This window comes from Gemella haemolysans (genome assembly GCF_028308085.1).
In the GTDB taxonomy this organism is placed as follows: Bacteria; Bacillota; Bacilli; order Staphylococcales; family Gemellaceae; genus Gemella; species Gemella haemolysans_D.
Genome location: NZ_JAQMFS010000004.1, coordinates 1 through 26,849, shown reverse-complemented (window position 1 = coordinate 26,849; position 26,849 = coordinate 1). Strand labels below are relative to the sequence as shown.

24 protein-coding genes are annotated in these 26,849 nt (G+C 30.5%); 19 read left to right on the top strand and 5 right to left on the bottom strand.

The genetic code is table 11. From position 1 onward, the window contains the following. Positions 1-154 precede the first annotated feature (154 nt). From PNO30_RS00185 to PNO30_RS00155, 7 genes are all read left to right on the top strand, one after another. Complete coding sequence (locus PNO30_RS00185; RefSeq protein WP_271965479.1) at positions 155-1,060, top strand: carbohydrate ABC transporter permease; 906 nt, start codon at positions 155-157, stop codon at positions 1,058-1,060. A gap of 11 nt (positions 1,061-1,071) precedes the next feature. Beyond that, on the top strand, positions 1,072-1,899 hold the full coding sequence (locus tag PNO30_RS00180) for a carbohydrate ABC transporter permease (protein ID WP_003147885.1): 828 nt from the start codon (positions 1,072-1,074) through the stop codon (positions 1,897-1,899). A 4-nt stretch (positions 1,900-1,903) separates the two neighbouring features. Beyond that, positions 1,904-2,596, top strand: a complete 693-nt coding sequence (locus PNO30_RS00175; RefSeq protein ID WP_271986685.1) for an N-acetylmannosamine-6-phosphate 2-epimerase — start codon at positions 1,904-1,906, stop codon at positions 2,594-2,596. An 844-nt stretch (positions 2,597-3,440) separates the two neighbouring features. Then, positions 3,441-4,376 carry an FAD:protein FMN transferase gene (locus tag PNO30_RS00170; RefSeq protein WP_271986684.1) on the top strand — a complete coding sequence of 312 codons (936 nt, stop codon included), beginning with the start codon at positions 3,441-3,443 and terminating at the stop codon, positions 4,374-4,376. A 57-nt stretch (positions 4,377-4,433) separates the two neighbouring features. Continuing rightward, positions 4,434-5,147: an NADPH-dependent FMN reductase gene (locus PNO30_RS00165; protein WP_420319598.1), complete on the top strand. Its 714-nt coding sequence runs from the start codon at positions 4,434-4,436 to the stop codon at positions 5,145-5,147. Between the two features lie 17 nt (positions 5,148-5,164). Then, complete coding sequence (locus PNO30_RS00160) at positions 5,165-6,436, top strand: NAD(P)H-dependent oxidoreductase (protein ID WP_271986683.1); 1,272 nt, start codon at positions 5,165-5,167, stop codon at positions 6,434-6,436. 153 nt (positions 6,437-6,589) lie between these two features. After that, on the top strand, positions 6,590-7,663 hold the full coding sequence (locus tag PNO30_RS00155; protein ID WP_271986682.1) for a PTS transporter subunit IIC: 1,074 nt from the start codon (positions 6,590-6,592) through the stop codon (positions 7,661-7,663). A gap of 195 nt (positions 7,664-7,858) precedes the next feature. On the opposite strand, the gene rplS is transcribed toward PNO30_RS00155, so the two are convergent. Both rplS and PNO30_RS00145 read right to left on the bottom strand, forming a co-directional pair. Then, entirely contained in the window at positions 7,859-8,203 is a 345-nt protein-coding gene (gene rplS, locus PNO30_RS00150; protein WP_003147874.1) for a 50S ribosomal protein L19, read from the bottom strand. A 137-nt stretch (positions 8,204-8,340) separates the two neighbouring features. Further along, a complete protein-coding gene (locus tag PNO30_RS00145; RefSeq protein WP_271986681.1) occupies positions 8,341-8,700 on the bottom strand; it encodes a Spx/MgsR family RNA polymerase-binding regulatory protein in 360 nt (119 codons plus the stop codon). 183 nt (positions 8,701-8,883) lie between these two features. Here PNO30_RS00145 and PNO30_RS00140 point away from each other — a divergent pair, with 183 nt between their 5' ends. The 3 genes from PNO30_RS00140 to PNO30_RS00130 all read left to right on the top strand — a co-directional run bounded on the left by PNO30_RS00140 (position 8,884) and on the right by PNO30_RS00130 (position 12,898). Continuing rightward, complete coding sequence (locus PNO30_RS00140; RefSeq protein WP_271986680.1) at positions 8,884-9,585, top strand: ABC transporter ATP-binding protein; 702 nt, start codon at positions 8,884-8,886, stop codon at positions 9,583-9,585. Positions 9,586-9,694: 109 nt separating this feature from the next. Then, positions 9,695-12,205, top strand: a complete 2,511-nt coding sequence (locus PNO30_RS00135) for an FtsX-like permease family protein (protein WP_271986679.1) — start codon at positions 9,695-9,697, stop codon at positions 12,203-12,205. A gap of 534 nt (positions 12,206-12,739) precedes the next feature. Continuing rightward, a complete protein-coding gene (locus tag PNO30_RS00130; RefSeq protein ID WP_271965532.1) occupies positions 12,740-12,898 on the top strand; it encodes a hypothetical protein in 159 nt (52 codons plus the stop codon). Between the two features lie 61 nt (positions 12,899-12,959). On the opposite strand, the gene PNO30_RS00125 is transcribed toward PNO30_RS00130, so the two are convergent. Together PNO30_RS00125 and PNO30_RS00120 are read right to left on the bottom strand one after the other, a co-directional pair. After that, complete coding sequence (locus PNO30_RS00125) at positions 12,960-14,147, bottom strand: TVP38/TMEM64 family protein (protein WP_271986678.1); 1,188 nt, start codon at positions 14,145-14,147, stop codon at positions 12,960-12,962. 195 nt (positions 14,148-14,342) lie between these two features. Then, the gene (locus tag PNO30_RS00120) at positions 14,343-15,023 is read right to left on the bottom strand and encodes a YdjY domain-containing protein (protein WP_271965530.1); all 681 of its coding nucleotides are present in this window, start codon (positions 15,021-15,023) and stop codon (positions 14,343-14,345) included. A 424-nt stretch (positions 15,024-15,447) separates the two neighbouring features. On the opposite strand from PNO30_RS00120, the gene PNO30_RS00115 reads away from it, so the two are divergent. The 7 genes from PNO30_RS00115 (at position 15,448) to PNO30_RS00085 (ending at position 22,093) form a co-directional block, all read left to right on the top strand. Further along, positions 15,448-17,367 carry an ABC-F family ATP-binding cassette domain-containing protein gene (locus PNO30_RS00115; protein ID WP_271986677.1) on the top strand — a complete coding sequence of 640 codons (1,920 nt, stop codon included), beginning with the start codon at positions 15,448-15,450 and terminating at the stop codon, positions 17,365-17,367. After that, positions 17,360-17,743: a hypothetical protein gene (locus tag PNO30_RS00110; RefSeq protein WP_271986676.1), complete on the top strand. Its 384-nt coding sequence runs from the start codon at positions 17,360-17,362 to the stop codon at positions 17,741-17,743. Before PNO30_RS00115 ends, PNO30_RS00110 begins: the two co-directional genes overlap by 8 nt. 23 nt (positions 17,744-17,766) lie before the next feature. After that, on the top strand, positions 17,767-19,401 hold the full coding sequence (gene argS / locus PNO30_RS00105) for an arginine--tRNA ligase (RefSeq protein WP_271986675.1): 1,635 nt from the start codon (positions 17,767-17,769) through the stop codon (positions 19,399-19,401). Positions 19,402-19,430: 29 nt separating this feature from the next. After that, on the top strand, positions 19,431-19,910 hold the full coding sequence (gene rpoE, locus PNO30_RS00100; RefSeq protein WP_271965526.1) for a DNA-directed RNA polymerase subunit delta: 480 nt from the start codon (positions 19,431-19,433) through the stop codon (positions 19,908-19,910). Positions 19,911-20,137: 227 nt separating this feature from the next. After that, positions 20,138-20,338: a cold-shock protein gene (locus PNO30_RS00095; protein ID WP_003144740.1), complete on the top strand. Its 201-nt coding sequence runs from the start codon at positions 20,138-20,140 to the stop codon at positions 20,336-20,338. Between the two features lie 191 nt (positions 20,339-20,529). Beyond that, positions 20,530-21,672 (top strand): trans-sulfuration enzyme family protein, encoded by a 1,143-nt coding sequence (locus PNO30_RS00090; RefSeq protein WP_271965525.1) that lies wholly within the window; start codon positions 20,530-20,532, stop codon positions 21,670-21,672. 37 nt (positions 21,673-21,709) lie between these two features. Further along, entirely contained in the window at positions 21,710-22,093 is a 384-nt protein-coding gene (locus PNO30_RS00085; RefSeq protein ID WP_003147859.1) for a RidA family protein, read from the top strand. 78 nt (positions 22,094-22,171) lie between these two features. Here the strand turns inward: PNO30_RS00085 and PNO30_RS00080 are convergent, their stop codons facing one another. Then, positions 22,172-23,035, bottom strand: a complete 864-nt coding sequence (locus PNO30_RS00080) for a hypothetical protein (protein ID WP_271986674.1) — start codon at positions 23,033-23,035, stop codon at positions 22,172-22,174. A gap of 552 nt (positions 23,036-23,587) precedes the next feature. Between PNO30_RS00080 and hisS the strand changes: the two genes are divergently transcribed. Beyond that, positions 23,588-24,868: a histidine--tRNA ligase gene (hisS, locus tag PNO30_RS00075; RefSeq protein ID WP_271986673.1), complete on the top strand. Its 1,281-nt coding sequence runs from the start codon at positions 23,588-23,590 to the stop codon at positions 24,866-24,868. Then, on the top strand, positions 24,868-26,640 hold the full coding sequence (gene aspS, locus PNO30_RS00070; RefSeq protein WP_271986672.1) for an aspartate--tRNA ligase: 1,773 nt from the start codon (positions 24,868-24,870) through the stop codon (positions 26,638-26,640). The genes hisS and aspS overlap by 1 nt, the downstream gene beginning before the upstream one ends. Positions 26,641-26,849: the final 209 nt, after the last annotated feature.

Genomic DNA, 26,849 nt, shown 5'->3' with positions numbered 1-26,849 from the left:
AGTGGTTTATTGATATCTAAATTCGCTTTATAAAAGCTTTTTAGATATCTAATAAACTGTGCGGGGGTGACTCGACAAAATCGATTTCTTCGAAAATCACGATTTTTGAGTCACTCCCTTTTTAAGATAAAATAATAACTTTTTAGGAGGAGCTATGAAGACTACTAAGAAAAGAAAAAAAATAGACTTTAGTGCATATTTATTTATTTTGCCGGTTAGTGTATTTTTTATAACATTTGTTTTGGTCCCGATGTTACGTGGACTTCAGTTATCATTATATAGTTTTGCTAAGAAAAATCCAGTATTTGTAGGATTAAAACATTATTCAGATTTATTGTTCAGTGGAAATGGAGCAACAATCCACGAACCATTTATGAAATCTCTTATTAATACAGTTGTCGTAACTGTAGTTGCAGTACCGATAGTTGTATTAGTTTCAATATTTGTTGCGGTAACAATTTATAATAAGAGTGCTGTAGTAAGATCATTCTTCCGTGGAGTATTCTATATCCCAGCTATTTCTTCTGTAGTATCTGTCACAGTGGTTTGGGCTTGGATTTATCATCCAGAATATGGAATTTTAAACTATGTGTTTAAGTCTATGCACATAATTAATGAAAATGTCGATTGGTTAGGGAATCCAAAAACAGCATTATATGCTATTATTACGATTCTTATTACTACTTCGTTAGGTCAACCGATAATTCTTTATGTTGCTGCTTTAGGTAACGTACCAAAAGAATTATTAGAAGCATCTGAAATTGACGGAGCAACAAAATGGCAAGTATTTACAAAAATTACTTGGCCGCTTATTAAGCCAACAACATTATATATTGTAGTTGTAACAACAATTAACTCGTTCCAAATTTTCGCCTTAATTCAGTTATTAACAGCTGGGGGACCGAACTACGGAACAAGTACAATTATGTATTTAGTATATGAAGCAGCAATTAAAAACGGAAATCATGGTGTAGCTAGTGCGATGGGTATTATCCTTGCGGTGATTATTGGAATAATTTCTATCTTACAATTCAAGTTTCTATCTACAGACAATGATTAGGAGGATTTAGGATGAAAAGTATTAGTATTTTTAAAATAGTATCTATGATAATATTGATCGGATTAACTATATTCTTTATATTTCCATTCTACTGGATTGCATCGGGATCGTTTAAGTTACAAGATGTAGCAATAACAATTCCACCTGAATGGTGGCCGACATCTCCAACTTTGGAAAATTATAATAAGTTATTCACATCAAATACTCTAAGATGGTTTTTCAACTCAGTATTTATTTCAGTAATGACAACATTCTTAGTATGTGCGACATCTGCATTAGCAGGATATGCATTAGCTAAGAAAAATTTCCCAGGAGTTAAAGTAATTTTCATGGTCTTTGTTGCTGCGATGGCGTTACCAAAACAAGTAATTTTAATACCTTTATTAAACTTAATTACTGAATTTAACTTAATGAATACTTACTATGCATTGATTTTACCAGCGGTAGGATGGCCATTTGGAGTATTCTTAATGAGACAATTCTCACAAGCAATTCCAACAGAATTACTTGAATCAGCAAGAATTGATGGTTGCGGTGAAGTAAGGACATTTATGAACATTGCATTACCGATCATTAAACCAGGTATTGGTGCATTAGCAATCTTTACATTTATAGCTAGTTGGAATGATTACTTCTCACAATTAATCTTTTCTAACACACCTGATATGTCTACATTACCATTAGGATTAGCGGCGTTAGCACAAGGACAAGAGTTCTCTAATGACTATGGACTACTAATGGCAGGGGCATCATTAGCATCATTACCTATGATAATCGTGTTCATCTGTTTCCAAAATTACTTTACTCAAGGTGTTACTTTGGGAGCCGTGAAAGGATAATATTATGGAAAAACAACAATTATTAGAATATCTAAAAGGAGAAATGATAGTTTCTTGTCAAGCTTTACCAGGAGAAGCTTTATATAAAGAAGAAGGCGGAGTGATGTGTTTAATGGCACAAGCCGTAAAAAATGCAGGTGTAAAAGCTATCAGAGCTCAAGGTGTTTTAGATATTAAACAAATAAAAGAACAAACGAATTTACCAGTAATTGGTATAATAAAAAAATCATATGAAGGATATGCTTCTTATATAACGGCTACAATGGAAGAAGTAGATAAATTGGTAGAAGCTAATTCTGATATAATTGCTTTGGATTGTACAAATAGAGAACGAGGAGATGATAAAACTCCTAGTGAATTTGTAAAAGAAATTAAAGAAAAATATCCAAATGTCTTGTTGATGGCGGATATTTCTAATTTAGAAGAAGCAATTGAAGCGGAAAGAGCGGGAGTTGATTTTGTAGGGACTACTATGAATGGGTATACTCCATATACAGAAGACTCTAAACAATTTAATCCTAGCTTGGTAAGAGAAATCGTAGAAAATGTAAAAGTTCCTGTTATAGCAGAAGGTAAAATTCATACTCCACAACAAGCAAAACAGGCGTTTGAAGCAGGGGCGCATTGTATAGTTGTTGGTGGAGCGATAACAAGACCGCAAGAAATTGCAACAAGATTTTTAAGTGAGTTGAGATAATGAGTGTATTAGTTTTATTAGCATATTGGTATACCTATAGTAAATGGTATATACTTGGATCATGGTTTATAACACATATATTGAATATAGCATTTAAAAAGATATGGCTTTCTCCATTATTGATAAATGCTCTAGCATTAGCTGTATTATTCATTGGAATATATTATAAATTGATAGAGGGTCAAGAGGTTGGAGCATCTGTTCTTAATGTATATTTACCGATAGTGTTTTCAAGTATTGTAATGAATGTGCTCATTTTCACGGTTAGAAAAATTAAGTTAAAAGTAAAAAATTAAAATAGAGCTATTGATTGGTTTAAAGTTGTGATATATTATCATGATTTAGGGCTGATCGATAGCTTTTTATTTATTATAATATTAATTTTGAAATTGCATTTTCATTTTTAATAAAAAATGAAAATCAATGAAAATATGAAATAATTTTATGTAAATATATTTTTTTTAAACTTATATTTGTATTTTTATAATTTTATAATATTTTAAATTTAGTAAATTAAATAAAAATATAAAGTTTAAGAAAATCTAATAAATTAAAGGTTTTCAGGTTTCTTTACTGTATATATCTGTTTATATTTGTAGATTTTTTATATAAAGAAATATAAACTCAGTTAATTTTTATTGTGTTTTTTAATGAAAATTGGTATTAAGTCAGTCTTTATGAGTGAAATATTTTGTTGATTTGAAGTTATTTCTGTTATATAATGTAATTAAAGTATTAATTATCTATTATTACTTTGTCTTTTAATAACAGGTTTCTTGTAGATGTATACAACATATTTAGTTATCTTAAGCAAATAAATTTTTTATTGTAAGGTGTAAAAAAAATGAATTTAAGAAGAAAGACCTTAAAATTAATGGGTTCTCATATAGATATTCTTATTTTTGATAGCATTGATGCTGAAAATATTTTAGATGATGCTGTGGAAATGTTAAAGATGTATGAGCATAGATTTAGTGCAAACGATGATAGTTCTGAACTTATGGTTGTAAATCATAATGCAGGTATTAAAGCTGTCAAAGTTCATCCAGATTTATTTGATTTGATAAAAATTGGAAAACTTCACAGCTGTGCTCCTAATAGCTTTTTAAACATAGCTATTGGACCAATTGTGCAGACATGGAGAATAGGATTTAATGATGTCAAGGTTCCAACAAAACAAGAAATTGATAGTCTATTAGAAATAACAGATCCTAATCAAATAATTCTCAATGAAGAAGAACAATCTGTCTATCTTGCTAAGAAAGGTATGGCTATTAATTTAGGTGCCGTAGCAAAAGGGTATATTGCTGATTTAATGATTGAATATTTGAAAAAAAGAGGTGTAGACGCGGGATTAATTAATCTAGGTGGAAACGTGTTAACATTTGGTGATGCTAAGCATAATCCAGATTTAATGTGGCGCATAGGTATTCAAAATCCTGTGGAACCTAGAGGGAATCACTTATTTACTATAGGTATAAAAAATCAATCTGTTGTAACTTCTGGTATTTATGAACGTAATTACACAGAAAACGGAAAAACTTATCACCATATATTGAATCCGAAAACTGGTTATCCCGTTGAAACAAATGTAGCAGGTTTGTCTATAATTTCAACAGCCTCAGTGGATGGAGAAATTTGGACGACAAGACTATTTGGAAAAAATGTCGAAGATATTATGGATGAAATAGATAGTTTACCTGATATAGAAGGTGTTGTTGTAACAATTGAAGGTAAAATCTATTATACAAGCGGAGTGCTAGATAAAATAATATGTTAGCTGATAATATCTTGAAGAATACTGAAAATACTATTAATTTAAGGAGGCTCTATTAAAGTGGCTGAAGTAAAAAACAAAAAAAATGTTAAAAAAACAAGACAAGAAAATCTAGATACAAATAAAGTAGATAGTACAAAAAAAGAGAGAGGAAACAAAAACATGGTAAAATTAATTGGTCTAGTTGGTACAAACTCTAAAAAATCTACAAACCGCCAACTTTTACAATATATTCAAAAACATTTTGCAGGTAAAGCTGACATCGAATTAGTTGAAATTAAAGATCTTCCTTTATTCAACAAACCAGCTAATAAAGAATTACCTGAAGGAGTTAAAGAAATTGCAGCTAAAATTGAAGCAGCTGACGGAGTTATCATCAGTTCACCTGAGTATGACCACGCAGTACCTGCATCATTAATGAGTGCAATCGCTTGGTTATCTTATGGAATTCACCCATTACTTGACAAACCAGTAATGTTAACAGGAGCTTCATACGGAACTCTTGGATCATCTCGTGCACAAGCTCACTTACGTCAAATGATGGATTCACCAGAAGTTAAAGCACGTGTAATGCCAAGTTCTGAGTTCTTATTAGGACATTCTTTACAAGCTTTTGACGAAGCTGGAGATATTTCTAACCCAGAAACAGTAGCGAAATTAGATAGTTTATTTGCTGATTTCTTATTATTCATTAAAATTACTGAAAAATTAATTAATGCACATAAATTAGCTGAAAAAGAATTAGAAAACTTCTCTTGGGAAGATTTAAAATAGGATAGGAGTGTAGACACATGAAATTAGTAGGAATCGTAGGTTCAAACGCGGAAATTTCTTATAACCGCAAATTAATGGAATTTATAGCAAAAGAATATAAAGATTTATTCACTTTAGAATTATTAGACATTACTAACTTACCAATGTTTAACCAAGATGAAGATCATTCAAGAGAAAACAAAGATTTATTAGTAATGAACCGTAAAATTTTACAAGCTGATGGTGTTATCATCGCTACACCTGAGCACAACCACACAATTACTGCATCACTTAAGAGTGCATTAGAGTGGTTATCATTCGAATTACACCCACTTGAAAACAAACCAGTAATGGTACTTGGAGCTTCATACTATGATCAAGGATCATCTCGTGCTCAATTACACTTACGTCAAATCTTAGACGCTCCAGGTGTTAATGCAATCGTATTCCCAGGTAACGAGTTCCTTTTAGGAAAAGCTAAAGAAGCATTTGATGCTGAAGGTAACTTAGTTGATGATCGTACAGTAGGATACTTACGTATGTGCTTAACTAAATTCGTTAAATTTGCTACAGTAGCTCAATCATTAGCAGAAAGAAAACCAACACCAAAAGAAGACTTAACAGCTAGTGGTGTAATCGATACAACAATCCAAGGTGTTGATGGAGATGCTGATGATTGGTATGAGAAAGCAGCTGAGAAAGTTAATGCTGTATCTGGAGATACATATGTTAAACTTGATCGTGGTATCTTAACAGTAGATCAACTTAACTATTTCTTAAATTCTATGCCGATGGAATTAACTTATGCTGATAGTAACAACCAATTCTTATACTACAACTACCATAAAGAAGATTACGAAATGCTTGCAAAACGTCGTCCAGTACAAGTTGGATGTTCATTAGCTAAAGTTCACCCTGATCAGCCAGAGAGAATACAAAAGAGTGTAAACTGGTTAGTAGGATTACTACGTTCAGGACAAATCGATGTATTCCGTACACACGTACCAACTCACGGACCAGACAAATACGTAGTGCACAACTATCAAGCAATGTACGATAAAAACGGTAAATATGCTGGTATCAACGAGTACATCTTAGACTTCAAACCAATCGTTGACTGGTACCTAAAACAAACTGGTCAATCATTAGTTAAAAATGGAGTGCCAGTAGGTCACGGATATGCAGCAGCGCCAGCACCAGCAGCAGCTGACGCAACAAGTGGAGCTTCAGACGCTGGACACGGTCATGCGGCAGCACCTGCACCTGCAGCAGCGCCAGCAGCAGACGCAACAAGCGGAGCTTCAGCATAATAATAGAAAATATTAAAAAAGGTTTAGGTAAAATTACCTAAACCTTTTTCTTTTTTGGGAGTATTTTTAGAGAAAAATAAGAAAAAATGAGTTATAATAGTAGTTAAGCACAATAAGTGCAAAATAATCTTTACTAAATACGGAGAGTTTGATATGAATAAAAATAATTTATTATCAAAGTTGTTTCATAGATACTTTATAGTCGCCTTAAATGGTATGGCATTAGGTTTGTTCTGTACGTTAATTATTGGATTAATTATTAAACAAATTGCTATAAATTTAAGTGGCTCACTATCTAGTTTTCTTATTGTTGTAGCTACAATTTCAATGGCTTTAACAGGGCCGGTAATTGGTATAGGGGTAGCGCATGCCTTAAAAGCACCTAAGTTAGTAATTTTGGCTTCAGGTGTAGTAGGTTTCCTAGGTGCTTTTGGTTCTAATCTTGGGACGAATCATCTAGTAGAACAAGGTAAATTAATTGTTACAGGATCTGGTGATCCACTAGGAGCATTTATTTCTGTTGTTATAGCAGCTGAGATTGGTAGATTAGTTTCAGGTAAGACAAAGATTGATATAATAGTTACTCCATTCATTACTATTATAATAGGTGCGATAGTTTCATTTTTCACAGGACCTTACTTGATTAAAGGTATGAAAATTTTAGGTACATTTATTAGAGAAGCGACGGAACTTCAACCATTCATCATGGGGATAGTTGTATCAGTAGTTATGGGAATAATTTTGACATTACCTATAAGCTCTGCTGCGTTGTCGATTATTTTAGGATTATCTGGAATAGCAGCTGGTGCATCAACTGTAGGTTGTGCAGCACAAATGGTTGGTTTCGCAGTAATAAGCTTCAAAGCTAATCGTTGGAATGGACTTTTTGCTCAAGGGTTAGGAACATCTATGCTGCAAGTTCCGAATATCATGAGAAAACCCGTTATATGGATTCCGCCGATTGTAGCTAGTGCAATACTAGGACCTATTGCTACAATTGTTTGTAGAATGGAGAATAACCCTGCCGGTGGCGGTATGGGGACATCTGGACTTGTAGGGCAACTTATGACATGGCAAACAATGTCTAATCATGTTTCTCATTCGGTATTATTAATTGAAATTTTGTTATTACACTTTATTTTACCAGCAATAATCTCATATGCAGTATATTACTATATGGAGAAAAAAGGATTCGTAAAAGCAGACGATTATAAATTAGACTTATAAAATATTAAGAACTAGCTATTGTGAGTAGCTAGTTCTTTTTGTACTAATATTCTTTGTTGATAGTATTGGCTGGTGTTGAAGATAAAAATAGAATTAGGGTAAAATTATGAATTTTGATAAACATGGTCAAAACATGATTAAAGTAAAAAAAGAAGCCCTGTTACTGATGTAATAGGGCTTTTAAGCTTTTTCTTATTATCGTACTTCTTTAATACGAGCAGCTTTACCACGTAAGTTACGTAGGTAGTATAATTTAGCACGTCTAACTTTACCTTTACGTACAACTTCAATTTTTTCAACTTTTGGAGTGTGAACAGGGAATGTTCTTTCAACACCAACACCGTTTGAAATTTTACGTACAGTATAAGTAGCAGAGATTCCTCCACCACGACGTTTGATAACTACTCCTTCGAATTGTTGGATACGCTCACGTCCACCTTCAACGATACGAACGTGTACTCTTACTGTATCCCCAGCTTTGAATTCAGGAATGTCTGATCTTAATTGCGCTTTAGTAATCGCTTCAATGATTTTGCTCATTATTCTTTCTCCTTTTTTTACAAAATGTTCTTTATTAATGCTTGATTAACAGAGGAACATCGTAATTTAATGTTTTCACATCTCGACTATTATAACATTATTTTTTATAAATATCAATAGATAATTTAATAATTTTTTTATAAAAGGGCTTTTTCCCAAACGTCTTCTTTATATCCCAATAATAGAATGTCATTTTTAAAATCAAAGGCAAGTGGTCGTTTAATCAACATTCCATTTTCATGAAGTAGTTGAAGTGCCTCATCAAGAGATAATGTAGCCAACTTGTCTTTTAATCCTAGTTCTTTGTAAACCAGACCGCTAGTATTAAATAATTTTTTTAGCGGTAAGTCGAATGTTTCGATTATTTTCTTAAATTCATCTACTGTAGGTGTTTTTTCCTTTACATTGTAGTATGTTGCTTCAATATTATTTTCAGTTAAAAGTTTTTTTGCTTTTCTACATGTCGAGCATGTTGGATATTCATAAATGTTTAGCATATATTCTCCTTTCTATTGTAATCAGAAATTTCAGTAAAAATTTACTAGTCTACGATATTATAATACTAAATTTTTTTACTGTAAAGAAATCTGTTTAGTAGGGAAGTTTAAGAGTAAGCGGTTAAGTTAAAACATTAAATAATATGTGATATAATTATATTATAGGAATAAAGGAGAAATACTATGCAAAAAATAATTGTAAAAGATGTTTCTAAAGTATATGGTGAAGATAGTAACAAAGTTATAGCTAATGATGCTATTAGTTTTGACATTAATGAAGGAGAGTTTGTAGTAATTTTAGGTCCTAGTGGTGCTGGGAAAAGCACATTACTTAATATTATGGGTGGAATGGATAACGCTAGTGAGGGATCTATTAATGTCTTTGGAAAGGAAATCGTTGGGTTAAGTGAAGATGAGCTTACAAAATATAGAAGAGAAGATATAGGATTTGTATTTCAATTTTATAACTTAATTCCAAATTTAACTGTTTTAGAAAATGTTGAATTGGCAGAACAAATAGTAAAACAGCCAAAAGATGCAATTGAAATATTGAAGCTTGTTGGTTTAGAAAATAGATTGAATAATTTTCCTTCGCAAATTTCTGGAGGTGAGCAACAGCGTGTTGCTATAGCCAGAGCAATAGCTAAGAACCCTAAACTATTACTTTGTGATGAGCCGACAGGAGCTTTAGATTATAAAACTGGAAAAAATATATTAAATATATTAAAAAAATATAGTGTTGATGAGAAGAAAACAGTTATTATTATTACTCATAATAGCTCCATTGCAGAAGCAGCTGATAAAGTAATAGAAATCTATGATGCTAGAGTAAAAAGAGTAACACAAAATACTAATCCTAAAAGTATAGATGAGATAGAGTGGTAGTATTATGAGAGCAATAAATAGAGATATATTAAGAGAAGTCTCACGGACTAAGTCAAAATTCATATCGATAATGATAATAATGTTTCTGGGAGTTTTTATATTTGTAGGTTTGAAAGAAACTTCACCTGCAATGGTAAATACTTATAATAAACATATAGAGCGCCATAAGATGTATGATTTGAGAGTAAGTCATAATTACGGTATCAACGAATCGGATATGAAACTTATCAATGATATGGATAATATTGATATAAGTGAGAGTTATTATATAAAAAAATTACAAATCACCAATAGTAATGAATTTGTAAATGTTGAGTCTATACCTGAAAAATTAGTTTTACCTAAGGTTGTTGAGGGGGCTTTACCTAATAATGAAAGTGAAATAGTTTTAGTAGAATCACTTCAAGGTAGTTATAAAATCGGTGATGAAATTTCTTTCGTTTCAAGTAATAATGATAGTAACACTTTGAAACAATTTAAATTTAGAGTGGTAGGTTTTGTACAAGGTGCGGATCATATAGAAGTATCGAATAATAATTTAGCGAATAAAGATTACTTTGGATATGTGAAAAAGGATGTCTTTAAGTTTGAAAATGTCAGTGGTGTTAATATTAAACTAAAAAATATTAATTATAAATATAGTGATAAAGATTATATAACTGAGGTTAATAAAACAAGAGATAATTTGATTGAGAAATTAAAAGTTCAACAGGAAGTAGATGAGAAAAGTTATTTAGAGAAAAATAATAAAAAATTAAATGAAAATGAGAAGGTTATAAATCAAGCCCAAGACCAGCTAAATGCCGTTAAATCAAAAATAGAATTATTAAAAAATGTTGATAGTAGAAGTTACAATGAGCAAATAGAAAAACTAAATAAAGCTCAAAAAGAGATTGATGAAAATAAAAAACAATTGAATATAGCAAGAATAAGTCTTAAAGAAGAAAGTTATCCAAGGTTTTCAGTAGAGAATATTAGAGGGTTAAAAAATTATGCCCAGTTTATAGATTCTGCAAGTAGTTTAACTTTCGTTGCAAATGTCTTTTCAATATTTTTATTTGTAGTATCAATCTTAGTTTCACTAACTACTTTAACTAGAATGATTGATGAAAATAGAATAAACATCGGTACTCTTAAATCGTTGGGATACAGTAATTACCAAATTTCTAAAAAGTATTTTGTGTATGGAGGTTTATCTACTTTAATAGGAACTATTTTTGGGATAATTGGAGCATACTTAGTTATAGTACCTATAATTTATAATTCATATGCAAGATTTTTCACATTTAATACACCAGAAATTGTATACACTCCAAGTATACTTATCGCAGCTTTTGTTATTTCATTAGGATGTATAAGTTTAGCGATTTATATACCTTTAAGAAAGAATCTCAGAGAGAAAAGTGCGTACTTATTACGTCCTAAAGCACCTAGTAAAGGAAGTAGGATATTTTTAGAGAAAGTACCTTTCATCTGGTCAAGACTTAGCTTTTTAAGGAAGGTAACCTTTAGAAATATTTTCCGTTATAAAATTAGAATGTTAATGACGATATTTGGAGTTGCAGGGTGTCTGACTCTTATGTTTATAGGTTTTGGTATTCGCTATGGAGTAATAAATATTTCTAATGAACAATTCAAAGTTATTAATAAGGTAGATATAGCAGCTACTTATAATCCGTATATAGATAGTGTAAGTGTAGAAAAACTACAAAAAGAGATTAGCGAGGACAATAATGTTAAAGCTAATACAAAAGTAAATATTCAACTTGCAACTTTTGAGAGTAATAATGAAATTGTAGACTCTGCACAGTTAATAACAGTCGATAAAAATGATTATAAAGATTATATTACTTTGAAAGACAGTGGCGATAAAAATATAAATATACCTGAAAATGGAGCTGTAGTTAGTGAAAAGCTTGCATATTTGCATAAGTTAACTAAAGGAGATAATTTTACTGTCGTAGTAAATAATAAGGAATATACACTAACGGTAGGAGAGATCAATAAAAATTACTTTGGACATACAATATATATTAATAGAGATTATTATGAATCTGTGTTTAATAAACAGTATAAAGATAATACATTTTTAGTACAAACTACAGGTGGAAAAGAAACTGTAGAAAATATAGTAAGTAACCTACATAATAATAAGGATATAGTAAATATAAGCGATAATTCAAAAATTCAAGAGATATTGGATAATTTTATAAAAGGGATTGATATTATAGTTGCGGTAATGGTAATTTGTTCGTTAACGTTAGCACTTGTAGTATTATATAATTTAATAAATGTAAATGTTTCAGAGAGAATAAGAGAATTATCAACGATAAAAGTTCTTGGATTTTATCCAAGTGAAGTAACTATTTATGTATTTAGAGAAATTTTTTACTTAAGTGCGGTAGGTATTATCTTAGGTAACTATCTTGGCTATAGGATGTACTTGAAAATAATATTGGAACTAGCGGGTCGTGATATGATGTTTAGTAGTAAAGTGCCGTTAGTTGTGTATTTATTGGCGTCTGGAATAACAGTATTAATTACAATAGTAGTAATGATAGTAATGCATAAAAAATTAAAAAAAGTAAACATGGTAGAAGCTCTAAAAGCAATAGAGTAGAATAGGAGAAAGAAATGGCAATTATAATAAATGACGAAGCGAAAAAATTATTAAAAGAAAAGAATAAAAACTATATATTAGTATCGTTATTTCAACAATCTTGTTGAGGTGGCGGAGTAAATAAAGTTATCGGGGTTTCGATAGCAAGCAAATTCGATAAAGAATTATATTCAAAATATGTAGTAGATGGAATAGATGTTTATATTGACTATAGATTAAATATAGGAGAAAATGTAGAAATAGGTGTAGAAAAATTCCTATTTATGAAATATTTTAACCAAGTGGGAATCACTGCTTAATTAATACAAAATTGATTATTATAGTAGTAATGATAGTAATGCATAAAAAATTAAAAAAAGTAAACATGGTAGAAGCTCTAGAAGCAATAGAGTAGAATAGGAGAAGAAAATGAAAATTACAATTAATGATCAAGCGAAAAAATTATTAAATGAGAAAAATAAAAAACACGTGTTAGTATCTCTGTTTCAACAGTTTTGTTGAGGTGGGAGAGTAGATAGAGCTGTCGTGGTTTCGATGGCGGATAAATTTGATGCACAATTGTATTCAAAATATGTAGTAGATGGAATAGATGTTTATATTGATAACAGACTAACTACAGATAATGAGGTAGAAATTTGTACAGAAAAATTCTTCTTTATGAGACAGTTGAGTCAAAAAGGAATAGATATTTAATAGTATAAAAGCAACTAGAGGTGAATGTTTTATCTCTAGTTGCTTTTGTTTATTTTAATATTTAGTTAGAAGCAGAACTAAGTTCTTCTTCTTTTTTATGTTTGTCGTTATAGATTTTTTTCATGATTCCGATAACGATTGATAATGCGAATAAACACATTAATCCGATAAATAAGTTTCTAACACCACCTGATAATGTACCACCTACATATGAATAAACGATAGTTGCAGGTAATTGTCCAACACCTGTAGCTATAAAGAATCTCCAGAAACTCATGTTTGTTAAACCTGCTGCATAACTAACAAAGTCGAAAGATACGAATGGTAATAATCTACAGATAAGGATAGCTTTGTCTCCATATCGTTCGAAGAATACATCGATACTAGCCATTGCACCTTTACTTGTAAGTTTTTCTACAACATCACGTCCTAGTCCACGGGCGATATAGAAGCACAGTGCTGCTCCAAGCATAGCTGTAGACCAAGATAAAGCAGCGCCAGCAACCCAACCGAAGATTGCTGCGTTAGACAATGTGATTAAGAATGCTGGAATAGGAGCGGCGATTGATTGAAGAACCATAAGTACTCCAGAAACAACGGCAGCCCAAGCTCCCCATCCACGTAAATATTCGATTACTGCATTTGTATCGAATTGTGATAGAGTGGCAAATGCTGTGTTAATACCAGTTTTAAAACTTGGTACTGTGAAATAAACTACAAAGAAGATTGCGAAGCAAGCAAGGGTAATGTATCTAACTTTTTTACGTTGTGCTTTTAATTTTTTCTCTTCTTCTGGATCTACTTCTCTTAAGTCACTAAGTTTTACTTCTGTTTGTTTTAGTGCTTTAAGTTCGTCTTTAGTATAAACTTTTTGGTATTTAGATAGTGTTAGAATAATATAAAGGTTTATTAAGTTAACAATAATAACACCAATGATGAACGGAGTTCTAATTTGATTAAGTGATCCAGCATGTAGCACTTCACGAGCTATATATAGTAAAGTTTTAGTTTTACCAGAAAATATAGCCATAAGAAGTATAATAGCTTCTATAATGAAGAATGTGTATTTTCGATTGATACGTTTAAAATATAATCCTGTCATTATACCGTAAACAGTCCAAACAAAAATTACAAGACTTTGATCGGCTAGCATTTCAAACTGTGTAAAGAAGAACAGTAAGAATGCGAAGAAGTAACCAACAGCTATACCAACACTTGTGAAATAGAATAATAATCTTAAGCGTTTCATTTATTTTCTCCTTGTATCATAAATAGGGGAGCGACACAAATTTATAATTTTTGAGAAATTATAATTTATAGAGTCGCTCCTTTAATAGTATATAAATATTTGAGGGGTTTTTATAAAAGAAAATTAAATATTTATATGCTATTATGAATATATATAAACATCTTACGTAGTTGTAATAATTAATATGGTTAATTATTATTTTTTGATGCTGTAAATTACTGCTGCATAAGTTCCGTCTTCTGGTAAAATATCTTCATTACCAGTAAATTTCACTTCTTTACGAGTTTCAACAGCCCCATAAGTGTAAGTAGTATTTGAGATAATTCCAACTGGGCAACTATCTAGACAAGATAAACATCCTGTGTTTTTGTCGATTGCACGCTCTAAGTTACCACCGAAGCGGAAATCAATTTGTTTTCCATTACTATCTTTTACAACTTCATTGATATCATATTTTTTCTTGGCACCATTCCAAGTAATTTCTGCTTTGATTGGAGTTCCTTCTACGTGAGTAGTAGTTGCATTATTTGGATTCATATTATTTCCAGGTTTTGCACCAATTTCAATTAAAGCGTTGTAGAATTCTTCTGGTTTAGCAAATGCTGTAAAAATTGATTTTGCACCATTTGTACCACTTTGTTCTACAGAGTTATGTCTTGTAGCTTCATCGAAGTATTTACCATTAATTTTTGTAAGAACAGTAATAGTACCTGCTTCTTTATCTACTTTTATTGGTTTATCTAGTGATACTCCAGCTACATAGTCAGCTGGTTGATTTGAATTTTGTGAAGTTGAATTAGATGAACTACTGCATCCAACAGCAGTAAATGCTAATCCAGCAGCCATAAGGACTGATAATAATTTTTTTGGTTTCATGAACGAATCCTCCTTATTCTATAATTTTATTATACATTTGTATTATAACATTTATATAAAAAGGTAACAATAATCTATAAGAATTATATTATAAATTTAATTTTAAAGGTTTAAAATATTGAAAGATGATATAAAAAATATTTTTCTATTTTGATAAAAGATATGCTGAAAAATTAAAAAAATATAAATTTATTGAATAAATAAATTAACATAATTTTTATATTCTAAATTATAATTACGAGAGGAAAATAAATAGATTTTAATTGATAAATGTTATCGATTGAGAATTGATTTAAATTATTCAAGATAGTAACTATAATTATTAGCTTAAAAACTAAAAATATGGTATAATATTTTAGTTATAAACAATTTCGATAAGATTTTTGTTGAAAATAAGTAAAAAATAAGAAAGAAAGGAGAAACTATGTTAATTCAGCTAAATAATATAACGAAGAATTTTGTAGTAAATGAAATTTTTTCGAATGTAAAGTTGGAAATCAATGATAAAGATAGGGTTGCAATAGTAGGAAGAAATGGTGCAGGGAAAAGTACTTTACTAAAAATAATAGCAGGGGCAATTAGTTTCGATAGTGGAGAAAGAACCATTTCAAAAAATACGACAGTTGGATATTTATCACAGGAATTTATCGTGAGAGAAGATTTGTCGATTTATGAAGAAATGATTACTTGCTTTGATGAGATAATTACTTTGGAAGCAGAATTAGAGAAATTGTCTTTTGAGTTAACTCCGGAAAATATTGAGAATGATCCAGCATTACTTAATAAGTTTGATAGGTTACAAAATAAAGTATTAACTCATAAGGATTATCATTACAAGAGTAAAATAGAAAGTGTACTTTATGGATTAGATTTTACAAAAGAAGTCTTTGATAAGAAAATTAGTACTTTTTCAGGTGGAGAGAAAACAAGGCTATCTATGGCGAAATTGTTACTTAGTGAGCCTGATTTACTAGTTCTAGACGAACCGACTAACCACCTTGATATGGAAAATGTAGCATGGTTAGAAAACTATTTATCAGCATACAATGGTGCAATAGTAATTGTAAGTCACGATAGATATTTTTTAGATAAAGTTGTTAATGTTGTATACAACTTAGAATTTGGTAAGCTTAAGAAATATGTAGGTAACTATTCTAAGTTTTTAGTACAGTATGAAGAAGATTATGAAAAACAACTAAAAGAATATACGAGCCAGCAAAAAGATATAAAGAAATTAGAAGAATTTGTTCAGAAAAATATTGCTAGAGCATCAACTAGTAAGATGGCTAAGAGTCGTCAAAAAGTATTAGATAAGATGGAACTTATAGATAATCCGAAAAAAGATGATAAAGCAGCAGGGATAGAGTTCTTAATTAAAGAACAAAGTGGTCGTGATGTTCTGACAATTAGCGATTTACAAGTTGGTTATAATGGAACTAAAGTAGGTCAAAGTTATAATCTTGCTGTGTATAAAGGAGATAGAATAGCTGTTGTTGGAAGAAATGGTATAGGAAAATCTACTTTAATAAAAACAATAGCGAAGAGACAAAAAGAAATTGCTGGAAATGTTCAATATGGTAGCAAAGTGTCGCTAGGATACTACGATCAAAAACAAGCAGAATTTGAATCTTCAAAAACGATATTAAATGAACTTTGGGATGAGTATCCTTTGATGAAAGAAGCGGAAGTAAGAACTGTTCTTGGTAGATTCTTATTTAGAGGTGATGATGTTCTTAAGATAGTAAGAGATCTTTCTGGTGGAGAAAAAGCGAGATTACAACTAGCTAAACTAATGTTAGAAAAGAATAATTTATTAATATTAGATGAACCGACTAACCACCTTGATATTACTAGTAAACAGGTGTTAGAAGAAGCTCTTAAAAATTACGAAGGAACTATTGTATTTGTAAGTCACGATAGGTACTTTATTAATAAGATAGCCAATAAGGTATTAGATATTACTGATAATGGTCATAATATGTATTTAGGGAATTATGATTATTATTTAGAAAAAAGAGAGCAAGAGAGAATAGCTCAACAATTAACGAATAAAGAAGTAGAGGTTGTTGAAGTAAAAGAAACTAATAATTATATATTAGATAAAGAAACCAAGCGGCGTGTAAGAAAATTAGAAAGAACACGTGATGAGTTGATGGAAAAGATCGAAAGTTTTGAAGAAGAAATACTAGCGGTTAATAATGAACTTGCAAAAGAAGAGGTCTATACTGATATGATAAAAACACAAGAGTTTAATGAAAAACTAAAACAATTAACAGAAGAAGTTGATGAATTAAATAATTCTTGGTTAGAAATTGAAGAGGAATTAGAAAGTATTAATGAATAGTAAAATTAAAATAACAACATATGTTGATGCTGAAAAAATTCATGAAGATTCTCATGTGGGGATACATATTGAAGAAGCCACAAGTGAGAAAATAACTTATAGTGATAAAAATAACAAAAAAATAGAGATTTTTATTGACAAAATAAAAGAAAGTGTTAGTATAGAAAAAGACGATTCAAAAATGTACTTAGCATATACGAAAACAAGTAATGACTATAGTACACAATATGGTCAGATGAAATTGGAGACACAACTTGTAAAAATAAGTAAGATGGCAAAAAATAGTTTTACTTTGTTTGAGATAGTGTACAATATATATTTCGGAAAAAATGACAAACAGCAAAATAAATTGAAAATATTAGTGAAAAACATTTAGTAGGTAATTAGGAGGAATTTTTGGTGAAAAATAAAATAGTAGAATTAATACAAAATTCTTTAGCCAAATTAGAAATTGATGGAGTAGATATTCATGTAGAAACTCCAAAAAACACAGATAATGGAGATTTTTCTTCAAATGTAGCGATGCAATTAACAAGAGTTTTACGTAAAAATCCTAGAGTTATTGCCGAGGAAATAATCAGCAATATTGAAGAAGATGAAGCGGTAGAAAAAATTGAAATAGCTGGACCAGGATTTATTAACTTTTTCGTTAAAAAATCAAGTCTAGGTAGTGTTGTTGGGAAAATCTTAGAAGACGATTTTAAATATGGTGAAAATAACATTGGACAAGGTAAAAAAGTTCTTTTAGAGTATGTATCAGCTAACCCAACTGGAACATTACACGTGGGGCATGCTAGAAATGCTGCATATTCTGATTCATTAGCAAGAATAATGAAAAAATCAGGATATGATTTATCTCGTGAGTATTATATCAACGATGCAGGAAATCAAATTAACAACTTAGTTATTTCTGCAATTGTTCGTTATAAACAAGCGTTAGGTATGGATGCACAGATGCCAGAAGATGCGTACCACGGTGAAGATATTAAAGTTCTAGGTCAAAAACTAAAAGATGAATTTGGAGATTCATTATTAGAAAGAGAAGACTTAAATGAGTTTATTCGTGAGTACGCAGTTGCATATGAGATGGAAAATATCAAAAAAGATCTTGGAGATTTTGGATTAGAGTATGACGTGTTCTTTAGTGAAAAATCATTATATGAAAAAGGTCTTGTAGATAAAGCATTAGAATCTTTAAGAGAACAAGGTTTTGTTTATGAAAAAGATGGTGCTTTATGGTTGGAAACAACAGCTTTAGGTACAGGTGATGATAAAGACCGTGTATTAATTAAAGCAGATGGTTCATTAACATATTTAACTAGTGACATAGCGTATCATAAAAATAAATTAGATCGTGGATTTGATTTGTTATTAGATGTTCTTGGTGCAGATCACCACGGATATATTGCAAGATTAAAAGCAAGTATCGTAGCGATGGGATATAAAGCAGAGCAACTTGAAGTTTTAATTATGCAAATGGTACAACTACTTAATAACGGTGAAGTTGTGAAAATGAGTAAGAGAACTGGTAAGGCAATTACACTTCGTGATTTAATCGATGAAGTAGGAGCTGATGCTGCTCGTTACTTCTTAGTAATGAGAAGTGCAGATAGTCATTTAGATTTTGACTTTGCAGTAGCGAAAGAACAATCAAGTGATAACCCACTATACTATGTTCAATACGCGCATGCTAGAATTTGTTCAATCTTACGTCAAGCAGCAGAACAAGCTGAATATGATGTTAATAATTGCGATTATGAATTATTAACTGATGAGTATTCAGTTGATTTATTGAAAAACTTAGCATATTATCCAGAAATAGTAGCACAGGCTGCTAAAAACTATGAACCACATAGAATTTGTAATTATTTACAAAGTCTTGCAAGTTCTTTCCACAAATTCTATAATAATAATAAAGTAATAACTGAAAATAAAGAGCAAACTCAAAGTTATTTAGCATTAATTACAGCCGTTAAAATAACTTTAAGAAACGCTTTAGACTTAATCGGAGTATCTGCTCCAGAGAAAATGTAATAAATAAAAAAGAAGGGAATCTAATATAAATGGTAAAGTTAAAAGATTTAAGTACAGAAAAAATTAAGGAAATGTCACTAATAGATTTATGTTATGCATATATGGTAGAAGAAGGAATTGAAAAATTAAATATTTATGATTTCCTAGACTATATTAAACCATTAAGAAATGTTGATGATGAAGAATTTACAGCGCAAGCTGCGTACTTCTACACTGATTTAAACTTAGATGGAAGATTCGTTTGTGTAGAAGATGGAAGCTGGAAATTAAGAGATAGTTTATTTGTTGAAGACATTAAAAACTTTGTTGAACCAAGTGTTCAAAAATTTGAAATTGATGAAGAAGATGATATTGAAGAACTTGGAGATGAAGAACAAGAGGATATCCATGATGAAGTAGACGCTCTAATTGAGGAAGAAGATATGGAAGAAACTGAAGATGTCTATGATTTTGACAATGATGGAATTGTATCGAAATTCAATATCTCAACTGAAGAAGAAGAGTTTTAATAAAAGAGCCGGAAGGCTTTTTTATTTTATAAGTCTTATTAGTTGCATATACTTTTTAAATAAAGTATAATGAAGAAAGTCAATAAAACATATAGTAAAAATTGTAATACAGGTTCTAAGTTTTTTAAGTGAATAACACAATATCACATTTATTTTATTTATTATCTTTAACAGCAAGAATACGATTGATTATTGATAATAAAAAAATATAAAGGAGATTGTAACTTATGAAACAAGGTACAGTAAAATGGTTTAACGAGGAAAAAGGATTCGGATTTATCGAAGTAGCAGGAGAAAAAGATATCTTCGTTCACTTCTCAAGCATTAAAAAAGACGGATTCAAAACTTTAAAAGAAGGCGATAAAGTTGAATTTGAAGTAGAAGATGGTGCTCGTGGACCACAAGCAGCTAACGTAGTTGTTCTTTAATTAGAAATATGAGAAAGCTATAATTAGACTTTTATGTCTAGTTATAGCTTTTTTTATTTAAAATTTTATAAGGTGAAAATACACAAAAAGAAAATATGAAAACGAATACTATAGATATTGAAAAATACTTCATTATATTTTATAATTGAATTGCAAGGTAAAAAATAAATGGAAATTAGGAGGATAATTTCATGAAAGGAGTAAATACTAATTTATTACATGGATATCCTGTAATAGATGATTATACTGGTGCAGCATCAATTCCTAAATATCAAGTTACTACATTTGATCAAAAAGAAGGATATAAAGATTGTGGTAAGTATTCGTATAGTCGTTTCGGGAATCCAACGATATTAGCATTGGAAGCAGCTGTTGCTAATTTACATAAAGCGAGATTTGGTTTTGCTTTCGCTTCAGGTATGTCAGCAATAACGACTGTATTGATGCTATTGAATTGTGGGGAACATATAATATTACCCAAAGATGTTTATGGAGGAACATTCCAATTTAGTTCAAAAATTTTGAAAAAATATGGAATAGAAGTTAGTTTTATTAATTATCAAAATTTAGAAGAATTAGAAGCTACTATTAAAGATAATACTACAATGATTTATATCGAAACTCCATCTAATCCTTTGTTAAAGGTATCAGATATTAAGGCGATAGTAGAAATTGCTAAGAAACATAATATAAAAACTGTTGCGGACAATACTTTTATGACAGCTTTATATCAAAAGCCTTTAGATTTAGGATGTGATATAGTAATAGAGAGTTTAACTAAATTTGTTAACGGTCATAGTGATGTTACAGCTGGTTGTGCAGTTACGAATAATGAGGAAATCGCCAATGAAATTTGTTTGTTACAAAAGAATTTCGGTGGTATTTTAGGGGTAGAAGATGCCTGGTTAATCTTACGAGGAATGAAAACTATGGGATTACGAATGGAGAAATCTGTAGAGAATGCGAAAATTCTTACTAAGTTCTTAGAAACTCAAGATAAAATTAAAAAGGTATACTATCCTAATCTTACAAGTTGTAAATTTTATGATATTCATACAGAACAGGCTAGCTCAGGAGGGGCTGTTTTCTCGTTTGAATTTTTCGAACAAGATGATTTGAAAACATTTCTTAAAAAAATCAAAATTCCGATTTATGCAATTAGCTTGGGAGGGGTAGAATCTATAATTTCTCATCCAGCAACTATGTCTCACGCATGCATGAGTGAAGAAGAAAGGTTAGCTCAAGGAGTTACACAAACTTTATTAAGATTTTCTTGTGGAGTAGAAGACTCAGAAGACTTAATCGAAGATTTAAAACAAGCGTTAAATAATTAATATAAAAATGATAATATAAATAAAGGAGATTTATTAAATGAAAATAACAGAAGTAAATACACCAAAAGCGCCAAAAGCAGTAGGACCATACGTACAAGCTAATAAAGTAGGAAATCTAATTTTCTGTTCAGGACAATTAGGTATTAATCCTGAAACTGGAAAGATTGTTGAAGGTGGAGTTATCGAGGAAGCTAAACAAGTTTTCAAAAATATTGAAGCAGTATTAGAAGAAGCTGGAAGCTCTATGAACCATGTAGTGAAATCATTAGTATTATTAAAAGATATTGCTGATTTTGCTGAAGTGAATAAAGTTTATGCAGAGCAATTTAACGATGTGCTTCCTGCTAGATCAGCATTTCAAGTAGCGGCACTACCACTAGGTGGTAATATAGAAATAGAAGTTATCGCTGTAGAAAAATAAAGTTATTTTATAGAGTTAGGTGCTAGAATTTTCTCATGAGTTAAATCTGTAAATAAAAAGAATCAAGGATACAATTTGCTATCCTTGATTTTTTGCATTATAACTTGCTATTGCAGCATCTATTTCTTCATTTGTAAAGTTAGAAATATCACCTTTTAGCTCATTTTCTATTATACTTCTGCTTATTGATCCCTCTTGAGTATATCGGATTGTATTGTAAGTTTCTGGAACTTGCTGACCGATAATTTGTGGGTGGATTTTTGTATTAGGTATAGAAGATGTCTTTTTAGAGTCAGTTGAAGTTTGTTTTCCAGTAGTGCTTCCTTTATTTTCAGATGATTTTTCATTTTTAGAATCTTCTTTATTGCCTAATTCCTTTTTCTCTTCTTCTTTCTTAGTAATATTAGTTTTGTGATCTTGTTCTAATTCTGAAGTTTCTGAATTTGAAAGTTTATCTTTTAACGCACTGTATTTAAATTCATATTTTGCTAAAATTGTTTTCACTTGATCCGCATAGTTAGGAGAAGTTGAGTCTAATTTTAAAATTTCGATAAGAGCATTATCGTAGTTTTCTAACTGTTCTTCTAAGTAAGTGATAGCCTTAGTAAAAGTGTGACCTGTATTAAGCTTTTTAGCATGTTTTAGATGATCGTGTGCTTCTTCAATATTAGCATTGTTTAACGCTGTATCAATTTTTACTAATTCACTAGCGATGTTAATTTCGTTATCTATATTTCTTAATGTTTCTTTTGCTTTTTCAGTAGTTAGTGTCTCAAGACCTTTTAAACCAGAATTGAAATCATGAGAATCATTTATTAATGATATATATTTTGAATGTTCTTCTTTAAAGTTTTTATTTTCTGAAGTAAGATAGTAATATGTTCCTCCTACTAAGAAAAAAATCGCTAATATAGGCATTAAAATAGAGATTATTTTTTTCATAAAGAGCTACGCTCCTTTCTTTAATGTCTTTAACTATAATTAATTGTATAATGTTAAGAAAAAAAAATCAAGTGAATTAAATTATATGTAATTAAATTAACCACGTGAAATATGTATATAAAAGGAGTATAAAGTTATATTATGGTGAAATAATTAGTGACTGTTAATGTTGAATTTTGTAGAAAAATAATCTAATAAATATAGGTAAATATACTGTTTAAAAATAAAAAGTATAATAATTTCTTGACAAGGATATAAGTTTGGTATAATATATTTAAAAGAACCGTGACAAAATATAGTAAAAAGAATTTTACTTTATGTTTTAATTGAAAGAGAGTTTAATCCTTAGGCTGAAAGATTAAATATTAATGATTAAAGTAAAGAACACTTTTTGTAAAATTTAATAAATAGAAAATAAGGTATCGGTATTCTGATATGAATTAGGGTGGCACCACGAAGTATGTTATCGTCCCATGTAGTTTAAAGCTATGTGGGGCGATTTTTAATTTATATTGGATGCACAGGATGATTAAAAATCGAAAGGAGAAAGAAATGGTAATTAGTATGCCAAGAGGGACTCAAGATATACTACCAGAAGAAAGTGTTAAATGGCAGTATATTGAAGGGAAACTAAGAGAGATTAGTAAAAACTTCTGTTATGAAGAAATAAGAACACCTATGTTTGAATCAACAGAATTATTCAGTCGAGGTGTTGGAGATACAACAGATATAGTTCAAAAAGAAATGTATACTTTTATGGACAAAGGGAATAGATCTTTAACGTTAAGACCAGAAGGTACAGCTGGAACAGTTCGTTCATATATTGAAAATAAACTTTTCGCTAAAACTATTCAACCACAAAAATTATACTATGTTGGACCGATGTTTAGATATGAAAGAAAACAAAAAGGTCGTTATCGTCAATTTGTTCAATATGGTGTTGAGGTAATCGGTGAGGAGAGCCCAAAAATCGATGCTGAAGTTATTAGCTTAGCTTATAACATTTATAAAATGTTAGGCATTGAAAATATTAAAGTTAGTATCAACTCTTTAGGAAATCCTGAAGAAAGACAAGCCTACAATGAAGCATTAGTTAAGCATTTTGAACCTAGAATAAATGAATTCTGTGAGGATTGTAATAATAGACTTTATAAAAATCCTATGAGAATATTGGATTGTAAAGTTGATGCTGAACATGAGCTTATTAAATCTGCACCAAGATTATTAGAATACTTAGGTGAAGAATCTAAACAATACTTTGCAGAAGTGCTTAGACACTTAGATGCGCTAGGTGTAAAATATGAAATTGATCATAATTTAGTTCGAGGATTAGATTACTATACTCATACTGCATTTGAGATTATGATAGATAATCCAGAAGTCGAATTAAAAACACTTTGTGGTGGTGGTCGTTATAATGGTTTGATTAGACTGTTGGATGGGCCTGAAGATAAAAAAGGTATTGGTTTTGCACTAAGTATTGAGAGATTATTATTAGCACTCGAAAGTGAAAATATTGAATTACCTATAGATGATACAATAGATGTTTTTGTGGTAGCTATGGGTGAAGATGCTTCTAATGCTGGAGTTAAACTTACTAATGATTTGAGATTAGCTGGGTACAGTGTACAAAATGATTATTTTGATAAGAAAATGAAAGCACAAATGAAAATTGCAGATAGATATAATGCAAAATATTCTATAATAATTGGACAAAGTGAGCTAGAAAGTGGGGTACTTGTCGTAAAAGATATGAAATCATTTGAACAAGAAACAATTAAATTAGAAGATATAGTTGATTACTTACAAGAAAAATTGAGAGGAGAAAAATAATGAGCGCATACGGAAGAACGGAATACGCTGGGCGTATAGATGAAAAATATGTAGGAAAGAAAGTAACATTAAAAGGTTGGGTTAGTAAACGTCGTGACCTTGGTAACTTAATCTTTATCGATGTTAGAGATAGAATGGGTGTTGTTCAATGTGTATTCTCAGGGGAAAAAAATGCAGAACTACATGAGCTAGCAGGAACTTTAAGAAACGAATTCGTAGTTTCTATTGAAGGGGAAGTAGTATTAAGAAATGAATCTACAGTAAATGAGAAAATTGCTTCAGGTAAAGTAGAAGTTATTGCTGATAAATTAGAAATTTTATCGAAAGCAAAAACATTACCATTCGTATTAGATGATGCAAGTTTATCAAGCGAAGAATTACGTCTAAAATATCGTTACCTTGACTTAAGAAGAATGGAACTTGCTGAAGTATTACAATTACGTTCAAAAATTACTAAAGCAACAAGAGATTACTTAGATAACAACATGTTTGTTGATGTTGAAACACCAATTTTAACTAAATCTACTCCAGAAGGAGCACGTGACTACTTAGTACCAAGTAGGGTTCACCCAGGTGAATTCTATGCTTTACCACAATCACCGCAATTATTTAAGCAGTTATTAATGGTTGCAGGATTTGACAGATACTATCAAGTAGCTCGTTGTTTCCGTGATGAAGACTTACGTGCAGATAGACAACCAGACTTTACACAAATCGATATGGAAATGAGCTTTATGTCACAAGAAGAAATTCTTACTATGATAGAAGGTTTAATTGCACATGTAATGAAAGAAGTAAAAGGAATTGATGTAGTATTACCATTCCCAAGACTTGACTATGAAGAAGCAATGGAAAGATTTGGTAGTGATAAACCAGATACTCGTTTTGGAATGGAATTAAAAGATGTTAGTGATCTTGTTAAAAACTTAGACTTCAAAGTGTTCTCAAATGCAGTAGAACAAGGTGGAGCTGTAAAATGTATCGTAGCTAAAGGATGTGCAGAGCAATATTCTCGTAAAGATATTGATGCATTAGGAAAATATGTTGCAAACTATGGAGCTAAGGGATTAGCTTGGGTTAAAGTAACAGAAGAAGGATTAAATGGGGCAATTGCTAAATTCTTTACAGACGAAGTAGCTCAAGAATTGGTAGCTCGTGTAGACGCAGAAGTTGGGGATATTATCTTATTTGCTGCGGACAGTAAAAAAGTATGTTACGCATCATTAGGGGCACTACGTCAAAAATTAGCAGCTAATTTAGATTTAATCGACAAGGATAAATATAACTATCTGTGGGTAGTAAACTGGCCTCTATTAGAGTATGATGAAGAAAAAGGTCGTTACAGTGCAGCTCACCACCCATTCACTATGCCAAAAGTAGAAGATGTAGAACTATTAGAAACTGCACCAGAAAAAGCATATGCACAGGCATATGATATAGTACTAAATGGTTATGAGTTAGGTGGAGGAAGTATCCGTATCTATGATAAAGAAGTGCAATCATCAATGTTTAAAGCATTAGGATTTACTCAAGAACAAGCTCAAGAACAATTTGGATTCTTATTAGATGCATTTGAATATGGAGTACCACCACACGGAGGATGTGCATTAGGATTAGACAGATTTGTTATGCTATTAGCGGGACGTGACAACTTACGTGATACAATAGCATTCCCTAAAACTGCAAATGCAGCAGATCCAATGACTCAAGCTCCATCACCAGTAGATTTAGAGCAATTATTAGAGCTAAATATCTCTTTATTAAGAAAATAGTATACTAATAGAAAGACTTAAACTGAGGAAAAAAGAAACTTTTCCTCAGTTTTTTTAAAAAATGTATTGACATAATAAAAGACTGATGATAGAATAGTAAAAGTCTTCTCAAGAAGAAGACGAACAATATAAGATTTCTAATAATTAAATGTTAAGAAAATATAAAAAAGTTCTTGACAAAATAAAAAAGAAATGATAAACTTATAAAA